At 62.9% G+C, this 13,120-nt stretch carries 7 protein-coding genes; 1 reads left to right on the top strand and 6 read right to left on the bottom strand.

The genetic code is table 11. The features are described 5' to 3' along the window. Positions 1 to 36: 36 nt before the first annotated feature. Complete coding sequence (locus tag EGM87_RS17940; RefSeq protein ID WP_137709395.1) at positions 37 to 1,017, bottom strand: tyrosine-type recombinase/integrase; 981 nt, start codon at positions 1,015 to 1,017, stop codon at positions 37 to 39. Between the two features lie 452 nt (positions 1,018 to 1,469). On the opposite strand from EGM87_RS17940, the gene EGM87_RS17935 reads away from it, so the two are divergent. Next, positions 1,470 to 4,088 (top strand): AAA family ATPase, encoded by a 2,619-nt coding sequence (locus EGM87_RS17935; RefSeq protein WP_137709396.1) that lies wholly within the window; start codon positions 1,470 to 1,472, stop codon positions 4,086 to 4,088. Between the two features lie 165 nt (positions 4,089 to 4,253). On the opposite strand, the gene EGM87_RS17930 is transcribed toward EGM87_RS17935, so the two are convergent. From EGM87_RS17930 to EGM87_RS17910, 5 genes are all read right to left on the bottom strand, one after another. Next, complete coding sequence (locus tag EGM87_RS17930) at positions 4,254 to 5,339, bottom strand: phospholipase D family protein (RefSeq protein ID WP_137709397.1); 1,086 nt, start codon at positions 5,337 to 5,339, stop codon at positions 4,254 to 4,256. After that, positions 5,333 to 8,599: an N-6 DNA methylase gene (locus tag EGM87_RS17925; protein ID WP_137709398.1), complete on the bottom strand. Its 3,267-nt coding sequence runs from the start codon at positions 8,597 to 8,599 to the stop codon at positions 5,333 to 5,335. The genes EGM87_RS17930 and EGM87_RS17925 overlap by 7 nt, the downstream gene beginning before the upstream one ends. After that, entirely contained in the window at positions 8,589 to 10,715 is a 2,127-nt protein-coding gene (locus EGM87_RS17920; protein ID WP_137709711.1) for an N-6 DNA methylase, read from the bottom strand. Before EGM87_RS17920 ends, EGM87_RS17925 begins: the two co-directional genes overlap by 11 nt. Beyond that, positions 10,702 to 12,537 carry a DNA methyltransferase gene (locus tag EGM87_RS17915; RefSeq protein ID WP_137709710.1) on the bottom strand — a complete coding sequence of 612 codons (1,836 nt, stop codon included), beginning with the start codon at positions 12,535 to 12,537 and terminating at the stop codon, positions 10,702 to 10,704. The genes EGM87_RS17920 and EGM87_RS17915 overlap by 14 nt, the downstream gene beginning before the upstream one ends. A gap of 74 nt (positions 12,538 to 12,611) precedes the next feature. Next, positions 12,612 to 12,830, bottom strand: a complete 219-nt coding sequence (locus EGM87_RS17910; RefSeq protein ID WP_137709399.1) for a ribbon-helix-helix protein, CopG family — start codon at positions 12,828 to 12,830, stop codon at positions 12,612 to 12,614. Between the last annotated feature and the right edge of the window lie 290 nt (positions 12,831 to 13,120).

Genomic DNA, 13,120 nt, shown 5'->3' with positions numbered 1-13,120 from the left:
CAGGCTCGACCTAACCGACGGCACCGCGCTGCTCGTCTAGCCGATGGCGTTCTCGCTCATGGGTCGATGTGTATGGCGGTTGCTCGGGAACAGCAGGTCGCCGTCACTGGTCAACGGCCACAGCGCCCGCAACACGGAAAGGCACTGAGGCGTGAGTGGGACCAGATGGTCGCCGTTCAGCTCCTCCTTCCTTTCGAGGTCTCCCTTCATGCGCGACGCCGGAACCCGCCACAGCGGGAGCTTCCCATTGAGGTCTTCGAACTCATCCCAGCGGGCGCCGCGCAACTCGCTCGGTCGCACGGCAGTGAGCGCGAGCAATCGGAGGGCCAGACGGGTGATCGGCCGAGCATAATCTTCCTCGGCAGCGATGATCATGGTGCGCAGCGGCACGAGGTCGGTGATCGCAGGCTGGCGGCCCTTACGCAGCGGCTTGAGAACTTTGCCCAGCTTCTCTGCTGGATCGGACTGCACAATCCCTTGGGCGATGCCGTAGATGAAGACGGCGGATATGCGCTGACGGATGCGCTTGGCGGTCTCAATCGACCCGCGCGCCTCGATTTCTCTGAGCACCCCGAGCACCAGCGGTGGCGTGAGCTGCGCGATGGGGAGATCACCGATCGTCGGGAAGACGTCACGCTCAAGGCTGCGGATAATGTCTGCCGCATGGATCTTCGCCCATTGCGCCTTGGCGTTGTCGAACCACTCGCGGGCGACGCGCTCAAACGTCTGGCGGCTCGCCTCAAGGTTCGCCTCGATCTTCAGCTTCTTGGCAAGCGAGGGATCAACGCCCTCGGAAAGCGTGGCCCACGCTTCGTCGCGCTTTGCTCTGGCATCCGCCAGCGAAACGAGCGGGTAGGCGCCAAACGCCATGGTCTTGTTCTTGCCATCGTAGGTGTAGTTCCAGCGCCAGAGCTTGCCGCCGCCGGGCGCGACAAGAAGGAAGAGCCGGTTGGCGTCGAACAGTTTGTAGGATTTCGGCCGCGGCTTGGCCGTCCGGACCTTCGTGTCTGTAAGCAATTTCGGTCTCCTCGAGATACCTCGTTTTCCGACCGGCGATACCTCGTTTTGGCCCTCCCGAATCGCTGGATGGGCATGGACGGGCATGGACGGCCAAGGCCGAACCGGTCTGCTAAGCGTCGGTAATCAGGAGGAAAAAGTCGATCCCAGTGGTCTGTTGCGGACCGCTGTGGAACAGTCGTTGGCGGGCCGAAGCCGACGAAACAGAGAACTACGCCTACGCTATACCCCTCCTAAATGACTGATGAGCGTGGGCCCGGCGCTTCGCGCCGGGACTTTTCTAAACTCGCCGTCCGGCTTCACGTCAGATGGAATTCACCTAGCGCTGCCAGACACTTCAGGGTTGCATGCTACCCGGCAGAGGCGTGGATTCGTCCGTCTATCGAATCTATTTTGGCTGGTTTCTGGTGCTATCGAGTAAAGAAGACAAGCAACACGCCGGGGGCAACAGAATGAACAAGAAAGCAAATAAGACAGTCCTTGAAACGATACTCGACTGGTCGGCTGATCGTCCGCTTTGGCAGCGGGATGCCCTGCGCAGGATCGTTACCGGAGGGACGCCTGATGAAGCTGGTGTGATCGACATACTAGCTCTGTGCAAAAAGGAGCACGGAGTTGAAGGCATTGCACTTGCACCGGAAGCTCTTGAAGCCGCGCATTTGCCTGCCGCTCCCGTCGGCGGGGAGTCGATAGCACTGGCAAGCGTCGGGGATATCGCCGGTGTGAACCAGCTTGCCCCCGGCCAGTCCCTGCAATTTGAACCGGCGGGGCTCACTGTTGTGTACGGGCCGAACGGGTCCGGTAAATCCGGCTACGGGCGCGTGCTCAAGCGCGCCTGCCGCGCGCGCAAGGCAGGCGAGATAATGCCCGATGCGTACAACCCATCCCCAGCCGGCAAAGCGACTGGCACCTTTTCAATTCTCAAGGACGGTGTGGCTGCACCCCCTGTCAGCTGGACCGACGACAACAAACCGGACGCGGTGCTGTCCGCTATCAGCGTCTTCGACCGGGACTGCGGCTCCGTGCACGTGCAGGAAAAGAACGAAGTGGCTTTCAGGCCCTTCGGGCTGGATATTCCCGACGATCTCGCCGGTGTCTGCCAGGCGCTCAAGCAGAAACTGGGTGCTGAAGAAACCCAGCTCAATGCGGTCCGCGACCCGGCCTTCGATAAGCCGACGTGGAACCCGGCCACGCCGGTCGGCGCGATCATGTCGGCACTGAGCCATGACACCGATCTTGCCGCGCTTGAGAAACTTGGTGAGATGAGCGCCGACGAGCGGGCGCGGCTGGCACGCCTTAACGAAGACCTGCTGAAAAACCCGGCGGACGCTGCCGCCGAACAGAGGCTTTTTGCCGGCAATGTACGGCAGCTGATCGCTACCCTGGACAGGCTTACCGCCGCCTATGGGGATGAAAAGCTGGACGGGATGAAAACGCTGGCGGACGCGGCGCGGGATAAGCGGGCGGCGGCCGATCTTGCCGCGCGCGAGACCTTTGACGGCCTTTCCATTCCCGGTGTCGGAGGGGAAACATGGCGGGCGCTATGGGAGGCCGCCCGCCGCTATTCGGAACAAACGGCTTATCCCGGCGCGCCTTTCCCGCCCACAGGGGACGAAGCCTGCGTCCTGTGTCACCAGGCGCTGCATGCGGATGCCAAGGACCGGCTGGGGAGCTTCGAGGCATTCGTCCGCGCTGATGCCGAATCACAAGCGGCGCGCGCCGAGCAGGACTATTCTGAGGCTCTTGCCGCATTCAAGGCGCGCCAACCGGACGTGCGCGTGATCGCGCAGGCGCGCCAGCGCATCGCCCTCCAGAACCCCGGCCTTGCCCGCAAGGTTTTGCGCTTTGTCGCCAGCGCGGATTTGCGCCGCCTGAAATGCCTTCGCGCCCTTTCGACCGCTGACCCGCTAATCCTGCCACCGTTTTCGCCGTCACCGAAGGCGGAGCTGGAGGCGTTAGCGGCCACTCTGGAAGCCTATGCTGCGGAACTTGACGAAGCGGCCGACGCTGAGGGCCACGACCGGCTGATCCTCGAACGTGACTCGTTGACGGACCGGGCGGCGGTTGCCGACTTCCTCGAAACCGCAAAGAAAGAAATCAAGCGACTTGATGACCTGCGCATTGTCCGCGCCTGCATCACTGACACGGCAACCAACGCCATCACGAAGCTCGGCAACGATATCGCCGACAATGTCATCACCCCGAAAATGCGCGACCAGTTCCAGTCGGAAATCGTCCGTCTCGCAGCGGAGAAAGTGCGTGTGGAAATCGTGCGCTCGGGCGGGCAGTACGGCTCGCCCAACTACCAGGTGCGCCTCTTTGCCAACCCGAAAGCCAAGGTCCATATGGTCCTGAGCGAGGGCGAGCAAACCTGCGTCGCCCTCGCTGCGTTCCTCACCGAACTGGCGACGGCCCATCACAAATCTGCGCTGGTGTTCGACGACCCGGTGACGTCGCTCGATCATCGCTGGCGCGAAAAGGTGGCGGAGCGGCTCGTCGAAGAATCCGCGACCCGCCAGATTATCGTCTTCACGCACGACATGGTGTTCGTGAACGACCTTCACGACAAGGCCGTCCGCGAGAGTGTTCCCATGAAGCTCGTCAGCCTGTCGCGCGGGCCTGCCGGGACGGGTATGGTCACGGATGGCCTGCCCTGGCAGCACGCCGGTATCCGCGACCGGGTTGATAAGCTGGAAAAGGCGGCGCGAGAGGCGCGCAAACTTTATGACACGAACGATGAAGAAGGATACCGGGACGCGGCCGTGAAAATCTATGACCGGCTGCGGGCGACGTGGGAGCGCGGGCTGGAAGATGTCGCCTTCGCCGGGGTCATCCATCGCCACCGGGACTATATCGACACCAAGTACCTAAAACGGGTGACGGTCATTGAAGACGCGGATGTCGAAACGTTCCGAAAGAACTTCAAGAAGTGCAGCGACCTCGTTGACGCGCACGACCCGTCGCGCGCACGGGACGGCGCGGTGCCCCCGCCCGACGATATCCTTGCCGACATCAAGACCCTTGCGGATTGGGCGGATTCGATCCGGGTCCGGCAGAACGCCTTGCCGTGACCAAGCTCGCTCTGAATGCTTCGTGCGAGGGATCATCACGCACATGGGCGGAGACGGCTTGGCTGGCTCTCGTAGAGCCGGGGCATCCGGCGGCACTGAGCCCGGCCCACGCACACGGAGGCAACATAATCTAGGCGGCCGCACAAGACGATTAAATTCGCTGCTTTACAGCAAACCGACCACCCTGTTGGTTGCCACGGTGCCAAGGCGAAAAAGCGTCTGACGCTGCGCCGAGGCCTGCCGCCATGAACGGGCAAGATCGGACTCCCAGGGAGTCACGATCAGCTCGAAGGAACCGTCGGTCAGGCGGCGGAACATGACCGCCGTGTCGGCATAATTGTATCCGCCCTGTGCGGCAGTCGGCAGGTTCATCCGCTCCATCTTGTTATTGCCATGCCAGGTCAGCCGCCGGTCGTTCCACACGCGCGCGCCGCTGCGGAGGATGGGCTCACCGATTATCAAGTTATGCGGATAGTTGTATTGGTCGAACACGAAGCCGAAGAACCGGTGTCCGCCGCGCGGCAGCTCCAGTTGGTTGCTCGATCCGCCCTGAAGGGCCTCGCCGTGAACCCACATGGCGGCATAGTCGGCGGGGTTGATCTCTTCGGTTTCAATGGCGACGCGGAACAAGGGCAACGCGGCACCCGCCACCGGTGCCGGTGCCGCGACAGGCTGCGCTTCCTGCTTAATTTCGGGGGGCGGTGGCTGGACCTGGCGCAGGGCGGTATAGGCTGCGAGCAAGTCGTCGGTGAGGGCAGTCGTTTCAAAGCGCGCTTTGTCGAAGGCTTCATCGGCATCGGCGCGCGGAACGCCCTGCTGTGCCCATGCCGCCTCAGTATTCACGCTAAAACCGCGGCTGGTCAGGTTCGCCGAGCCGACCAGCGTGCTGCATGTCTGGGGATCGATGCCAAAGACGTAGAGCTTGGGATGAAAGGCGCGCTGCGGCATCAGCGAACCCTGCGCCAGCCTCTGCGCGCCTGACACCAGAACGGTGGCGTTCGCCAGCCCGCGCCAATGCTGCAAGGCTTGGGGTTCAGTAAGGCCGAAATCAAAGGATGTCACAAGGGTTTTGGGCATCGCCGCGAACGCGGCCGGCCCCACCGCATTTGCGACGGCAGACAGCAATATGTTTGCGCCGCCGAGCGTGACGTATGCGGAGGCGGCGCGGATATCGATGGCTCCCGCCGCGACCATATCGACGAGAGCATTGCGCAAGCGAGCCGGTTCTGCGGCGTTCTGGACGATCAGCATACCGGAGCCGCCGTCTCGCTACCACTGCCGCCGGATGGCGCGGTGGATGCACCGGCCAGCACCGACTGCGACAATGTTTCAAGCTGCGCCAGTAGCGGCGATGCTTCGAGCAGCGTGCGCAATTTGCGGCGGCGCGCCGTCAGTGCTTTGGCAGGATCAGCCAGATACGGGTCTGTCGTGCAATGGCCTTCCGCTAGTGTGGCAATATCCTTGGCAAGGTCCGCGATCTTCTGATGATCGCCGTTGGCGGCATCATATGCGGGCATCATTCTGTAGGGTAGCGTGTGAAGATGCCGCTCACCGAAATCGCCCTTCGGGTTAAACGCAAGGGTGGCGTTGGTGAGAGCCTCGCTGTTGAGCATGCCGACCTGGTACCAGGCCTCGTCCGCGTCCGTCACGACTTTCCAGTACAGTGTCTGGTCAACCACAAGGTCCTGCGCCTGCGCAACCGCAACGCATGCCGCGCAGATGATCTTGCCGCCGGCACCGGCCAGAATGAGGTGCCCGCTTGTGCCGAAGACTTGCTTGGAAAGCTTGCCCCGCTCATCGATACGCTGTTGGAGCGACTTGCCTTTCCCCACCGTTTTGAGCCTCTGGTTGATCGCGGCGAACCGCCGTGCGGTCTGGGTAAAGCCATGCCTGCGGATTTCGGCCTCGTCGAGAATGCTCCACCTTCCGCCCGCAGCGCGCAGCGCTGGCAGAGCCAGCGGCGCGCGATGGACACCGAGCACGAACGGCAGCAGGTTTTCCGACTGGGCCATGCGGAAAAGAAAGCGCGGCGCGACGTAGCCAGGGAAGCGGTCTGCCGCCATTTCTTTGGCTGATTTGATCGTAAATCCCCAGGCCGAAGCGCGTGTCGGCGTATCGACGCGAACCTCCGCGCCCGCATTCTGGATGATGTCCACGCATACGGCCGTGCGCGGCATAAGGTCGGCTCCTTGCTGCGGCAGGTCGCCGCCACCGCCTGCCACGGCTGAACCGCCGCCCGTTTCGAGCACCCAGGCGCTGCGCGACGAACCGATTGTGCGAACCGAAAAGCCTGCGGCATCCAATGCTGCGTCGGTCGCCACAAAGCCACTAAACGTGCTTTGAGGAAGCCCGGTCGTATCCGTTCTTTTGTGACCGACCAGCGCCGCGCCGGGGTACTTGAAGGTTCCGGGCGCGACCTGCCAGATTTCGGCGATGTCGAACGGCACCGGACGGTCGCTAGTCAGGAAATCATGCTGCCTGAGCCTCTCGTGGTGAGTGCCGTTCAGCACCGTACCGGGTACAAGGCAGGCGACGCAGGCATCCGGTCCTAAATAACGGTCGATGGCGTGAAGCAGGTGCATCGTGCCCAACTCGAGATGGAGAAAGGACTGTCCTGCGGGCTGGATACCGTAGAGTTTCGCCCGGCCTTTCAGCAAGTCCCGGTACGGATTGTCGGCCAGCCCGCTCATGGCGAGCCATGGCGGATTGGACACGAGCCCGTTGAAGTGGCCTGTAAGAAGGCCCGGCCTGTAGGTATTGCGCAGGATGAACGCCCAGATGCCGTTGCGCCCGGCAACGGCCAGTTCGGCCATGCGATGCGCCAGCGGGAACAGCGCCTCGGAAAGCTGCGTGTAAAGCTCCGGCGACAACGTGATCCCGAACGCCGCAATCGTACCGTCGAGAAAACTGTCTGCGTCCGCCTTTGTGAAACCCTCAACGGTTCCGCGCCGCTGCGCATCACGCGCTTCGTCATAGGCCCAGTCCACGATCCGGTCGAAAAACTCCCGGTACGTCGGCTGCACCAACGCTGTCGGTAAATGTACGGTCGTGCCGTCAAGCGATATCGGAATGGTATCGCTTTCGCCGACCAGCGGAACTGACGCGGAAACCGGTGTGACGGCAAACAGCGAGTCCGCATGATAGACCGGGATGACGATGGGTTGTGTCGCCGCCTTGATCTCAGCCGAGAGACTGACGACCCAAGTTGTTTTGGCGAGACTGACGGCCAGCGGGTCGATGTCGAAGCCGGTTGCTACGTCTTCAAGCTGTTCGATGGTGGAAAAGCCGAACCGTATTCGTGTGGCCTTTATGATTTCCGCGAGCATCGTCCCGGACCCACAACACATATCGACGATCCGGGGGTTTTCCCCGTTCGGGAGGCCGTCGATGCAACGGTCGGCAAGCAGACGGGCGAGCCAGTGCGGGGTCCATTCCTGGCCAAGCAACTTGCGCTGGCTACGGCGGGCGAGCTGCGCCATCAAACGGCCGAACAAATCCTCTTCGGGATACCAGCCGAAATCGTAAGCATAGAGATCGCGCTGGAGGTCGCGGGCCACGGCGACAAGCCGCTCGATGTAGGACGGGCCGAGAAGCCAGCCGAAATAATCCTGCTCGACCACATTCTCCAGCTGAAAATTGTTGCGGAAGAATTCCCCGTTCAGGATTGTCTTCAACTCGTCGTCCGTGCTGAGCACCGCCTTACCTGTCAGCACGTTCGCGCTCAGAAGCCGCGCGAGAAGGGTCACGTAAGCCTCATCAACATACGCGGCGGTGCGGAAGGTGCCTGCCGGCCCTTCCAGATGATCGACGAACTTCGACCAGAGATCGGTGGCGAGGCTCGCCGACGGATCGGCCTTACGCCCCTTGTCCACCAGCAACGACAAAGGGCCGGCGCTGCTCTTATATGCGGCAGAGTCCATGCCAAGGTCGGAGGCAAGAAATTCGGACCGCAACGGCCGCGACTGTTCGCGCGCCAGATGCTTTTTGATAAAGCCGCCGAGCTGCTCGGCGGACAGGACGCTGTCATCGGGCAGCTTGAGTTCGTCGATAACAATGAGCGTGATGTCGGCAGCGGTGCAGGACGATGGATCGACCCCCGCCGCAAGCTCGGCATCGTAGGCGTGCCATTCGACCGTGTCTGACAACACACCCCGGACCGTTGAAACCGGCATGCCCGCGCGGACAAGCCCCGCCGCCTGCTCCTGCACCTGCCCGTAGCCGGTATCGCGCTTGGCGGTGTTCCGCAGGTCGGATTCGTACTCAATCGTGGTCGAACCCACGAGATTGTCGATGAACCGGGATGCGGCCTTGCCCGATGCTGTGCCCACCTTGGTATGGGCTTCCGTTCCTTCGGTGTAGTTGTTGATCCAGGTCTCGTGCGCGGTGTCCGGGAACATAAGCCGCAATCGCCCCTGGAACTCGCTGCGCAGCACCGCCTCGACATGACCAGCATCCCGCAGCATGCGGCAACGCGCGATAGTTTCACGAATGCGGCCAATATCAGCTGTCATGGGCGGTCCTTTGGCGGGCGGCGCACGCGGCCTCAAGGCGGGAATCGATGTGGTGCGCCAGGTCTTTGAGGTGGTTTTTATCCATACCGGGCAGCGAAGCGGCCAGGATGAACATGTCGATCTGGTGCCGGGCTGACGGCACGTCCGCAGCCAGCTGCTGTCCGAGCGCGGCAAGTTTCTCGCAATCGCGGTCCGATAAAGTGGGAATCGGCACCTGACGGATGTGCGTCGCTTCGAGTTTGAGCGCGCCGCCGCCAAGCGGCGTGCCGGCGGCTTCCATCGCCGCCCGGCACCAGCTGCTGTGGAACAGGGCGTAGAGCGCATGCGCTGTCCACCGCCTTTGCTCCGCCCACAGCGTTGAGAAGTTGGCATCAATTAGGACCGGCGGCTGCGTATTCAGAGCAACGGCCGGTGTGCCGTGATTGATGCGCGGCGTAAAAATCTCGGGTAGGTGGCGCGCGGTGAAGGCCGGCAGCATGTACCAAAAGCGCGGCACGTCGCGGCCGTTCGCGGGCCGGCGGACATTGGTGCGCACGGCCGTGAGATCGGGAACGAACCGGGCCGGCTCTTTCGGGTCCAGCGCGGTCCGGGCTGCCAGACGTACGAACGAAGCGAGCTCGGGAGGCATAACGCGGGGCGCAGACACGCGCCGCTTACGATAGGCCTCCGCCGCTTCTGCGACGAGCGGCTGGTCTTCCGGCAGAACCCAATCAGACAAATCAAGCGCGCGCGTGGCCGGAACGCGCCCGTCCGCAAAGGCTTGCATATCCGCCTGACGATGAAGAATGGGGCGCAGCGCCGCTACGGGAACGCGAACCTGCATGTTCTCAAAGCTGTCCGATGTTTCGACGGTGACGGTCTCGCCCTGTTCGTCACCGGCAAGCGTCACATAGAAGAACCGGTTGCAGCCCGAACGTAGGCCCTGGCTGACCCGGATGCCCGCCTGTTCGAGCGTCTGGAGGTGCGCCGGCGCCGTTCCCGGCGGCAGCATGTCTCGCAATCCTTCCGGTATCGCCGCCGGCCTTGCGTCGCGGGCGGAAAATAGCGGCAGGGTATCGCGCCTGTTTTCGGCCTTTTGGAACCAGCCCTTGCGTGCAAGGCGCTGCTCCAGCGTGTGCCATTCCTCATCCAGCGCAAAGGGGCGGCGCTCAATGCCCGGCACCTCCCCGTTTGCCGCGCCCGCCCATGCCGCAAAATCCCGCTCCGGTTCCGAACCGGGAAAGGCACCGCCCACAAGCGACTCTCCGCCCGCAGCCGCCGGTGCAACTTGCAGCCAGGTTGCCGGCAAAAGCGACCGGCCTGACACGGGCGCTTGCGCCTCGTCCCAAGAAAGCCGCCGCGCGATCACAAGATGCGTGCGCACCAGCGCATCGGAAAACCAGCCGGGCTGGGTATCCGCGACAATGTACTCAAGACGGAACGCGCGCAGCAGCAGGTAGCGCACGACATCGGCATAGTCGCGCGAACGCCAGGTGGCGGGAACGACAAGGGCCAGGCGGCCGCCCGGCCGTGTCAACAGGGCGGACAGGAGCCAGGCCGGTACGGAAAGATCGGCAAGGCCTGAATAGCCGTCAATCAGCGCCTGCCAGAGCACGCGCTCGCCGCCGGTCATGCGCGCGTCCACAATCGCTGACAGGCCCCGGCGCACGTCACCGACACCGGCACCGTTCCCGTTTTGCGACTGGTATCTCACATAGGGGGGATTGGTGATGACAAGATCGTAGCCGGGCACATCCAGCGCCGCGATGGTGGTGGGGTCGAACGCGCTGCCCGTGAGAATATGGCTGCTCTCCGCAGCATCGTCCGCCTGCAAAGCCGCCATCCTGCGACCGCAGAAGGCGGCTGTTTTGGAATCAAGCTCCATGCCGTCCAGTCGGCTGAGACGGGCTCCCCGCGCCTGTGCCGTTAATGCTGCCGCATCAAGCAGGTCACCGTGCCCGGCCATCGGATCGATCACAGAGCGCGCGCCGGAGTCGAGCGCTAGGTGCGTAAGAAGCGACCCTAGCGGCAGTCCGGTGAAGAACTGCCCCAGCCGTTTGCGCTGCGCCGGCGGCAGGCTTTCCTCGAAGGATCGCGCCGAAGACCTAATCGCGCCGACTGCGTTAGTCGCCGGCACTGCATAGAACTCCGGGCAGCGGTTGTTCCGCATACCAGCGATAGAAGACATCCGCGTCGAGCGGGACTTGCTGATGATGGCTGAGGAAATGTGTCACGAGGCGGGAGTAAAGCCGCTGCGCCGTTGTTTCGGCCGGATCATGCGCGGCGGTCGCCGCGCGGTGAAGGGCCGTTGCGACCGTCCATACACACTCGTCCGCTCCGGTCTTGCTTTCGATCCGGGCCTCGACCTTGCGACGCGGCCCCAACAGGAGTACGGGGTCGCCGCGCACAGCCCCTTCCGTCGTGACCTGTTTGAAGCTGCCCTGCTTCTTATCGAGAACCCCCGCATATTCCACGTCAAAGCCCGCATCCTGGTAGGCGCGCTGCAAGGCGTTCCAGACTTCGGCTGAAGCGGAATGAAACACCATCGTGGCCTTACCGGACGGCTTCAAAATCCGGCGAGCCTCGCTGAATGACCGGGTCAACAATTTCCGGTACTCGTCGATGGCCTTGCCCTGATCCGGGCTGACGATGGCTTCATCCGTGCGGTCGGTGAACGTCTCGAGCCAGGCTTCGTTTATGAAACTGAGTTCCGCATAGGGTATGTTGGCCCCGAAGGGCGGGTCCGTGAATACATAGTCGATGCTGCCGGAAGGCAGCGCGACATCGCAGCTGGAGCCGTGGACGACTTCGACCTTGCCGCTGCCGCCGTGAATGGTCTCGAATGCCTGCGCAATCGTTGTCAGCTTGCGCCGCAATCCTGCAAAAAAATTCTTCTCGACCGGAAGGCCGCTGACATACAGCACGCCTGGCTGGGCGCTGGTGACGACCAGGTCCTTCTGGCCGGACTTCGCCACCACGCGCGTCATGATCGTCCCGTGAGCCGCGTTATAGCTGAGTAGCCAGAAACGCAGCCCTTCGCGGAGTTCGCCGCTATAGGATTCCACGCGCTCCCACATGCGGGCGAAGACGATGAGATTGCGCCGCGTGTAGAAGTGGTGAACGTGCGTAATGCCCTGATGGTAGCCTTTTCGGAAGAGATCGCCCCAGGGGATCAGCGCCTGCGGGACGCATGACGGGATCGGCTCCGCCTCAATCTTCTTGACAAGGGTCAGGTCGGCGGCCGTGGCCGGGCGCGACCAGCGTTTTTTCCCGGTCGAACCATAGACGCGGGCCATTGCGCGCCCGCGCAGTGCCCGCTGTTCGCCCAGTACGTCATCCTGTTCCTGTACCGTCACCCGCTGCACGTCATCCAGCGGCGCTTCATGACGGCATTTCGGGCAGGAGAAGGTCGAGGATATCTCCGCCGGATCGAGCGAGACGCACGCATCCCACAAGGTGACAGAGCTGCGGCAACCGGGGCAGCGCAGCTTATCGCTCCAGATCAGATGACGAAGGGAGCCTTGCGCGCCGGAGGGATCGCGCGCTTCATACATCCAGCCGTCTTCGCTCTCCCCGGCCGCCAGTACATCTTCGGCGGCCTTCCTGAACGCGGCAGGATCGGGCGGATTGGTCAGGGTCCGGCCGACGAACGAGCCGAGCGCACCCAGTTCATAGAGAACGGCATTGCGGGCACCCCATTGCACATCAAGACCAAGGCGGACCGCTTCGGCGCGCAATTCCTCGGTTGGCCGTTCACAAAGCAGCGCGGCGAGGCCGGTCGTCCCACTGCCTCCGAACCCGTCAAACACGGTATCGCCGGGTTTGGTATGGGCGGCGATATATAGGGCAATCGCCTCCGGGGAAATCTTTGTCGGGTAGGGAAAGGCCCCGTACAGGGCACCGGTACGCTTTGCCGCTAGCGGCTGGCGGTAGAGGGCATCCAGAGATTTGGCGGGCATCGCCGGCGCTGCCTTGCGCGGCCTAGTCGCGGTGTGAAGCATCTGTTCGTGGTCCCCCGGCATTCTCATTTGTTTCATGTCCGCTCCGGTGCCGCTGCCCGCTTGTCCAGAGCCGGCCGCCGCACAGCCCGTGCGGGCTGCTGGTGTCGCCGCAAATATTCATGGATGGCACGCCGCACGACCCAGGACACGGATACCTCGTCCTTTTCGGCGAGGGTGTTCAACGTGTCATAGTCTCCGGGCGTGACGCTGACGGTGACACGGGGGCCGAGTTTTTTTGATCGATCACTCATGGCAGACCTGCTAATGTTCCCCTAATGTTCACTTTAGCGAGATGTGATTCTAAGTGCAACACACTGCATCACTTTGACTCGCGAGAACAGCGATTTTCCGGCAGCTGATAGTGAATGTGTTGCTAAGGGCGTTGCCCTCGCGCCAGCAAGGTAAGTGGAACCGTCCGGGGCGGTATCCCCAGCCTTCCGCGCCCCGAGGGGCTTGTGCAGGCCGGGTGATCCCCCTCCACCCCGGCCGCCCTTGCTCGTTGCTACCCCAGTCTCGGCGACGGCCAGAAGGTCAGGCGCGG

The organism is Sphingobium sp. RSMS (assembly GCF_005406185.4).
Lineage (GTDB): Bacteria > Pseudomonadota > Alphaproteobacteria > Sphingomonadales > Sphingomonadaceae > Sphingobium > Sphingobium fuliginis.
Note: the sequence above shows the minus strand (reverse complement) of the source record. Positions and strands in the feature narration are given on the sequence as shown.

What these genes read in the sequence shown, in the direction of transcription:
- EGM87_RS17935 (WP_137709396.1), top strand. Translation starts at nt 1,470, where the DNA reads ATGAACAAGAAAGCAAATAAGACAGTCCTTGAAACGATACTCGACTGG.
- EGM87_RS17930 (WP_137709397.1), bottom strand. Translation starts at nt 5,339, where the DNA reads ATGCTGATCGTCCAGAACGCCGCAGAACCGGCTCGCTTGCGCAATGCT.
- EGM87_RS17925 (WP_137709398.1), bottom strand. Translation starts at nt 8,599, where the DNA reads ATGACAGCTGATATTGGCCGCATTCGTGAAACTATCGCGCGTTGCCGC.
- EGM87_RS17915 (WP_137709710.1), bottom strand. Translation starts at nt 12,537, where the DNA reads ATGCCCGCCAAATCTCTGGATGCCCTCTACCGCCAGCCGCTAGCGGCA.
- EGM87_RS17910 (WP_137709399.1), bottom strand. Translation starts at nt 12,830, where the DNA reads ATGAGTGATCGATCAAAAAAACTCGGCCCCCGTGTCACCGTCAGCGTC.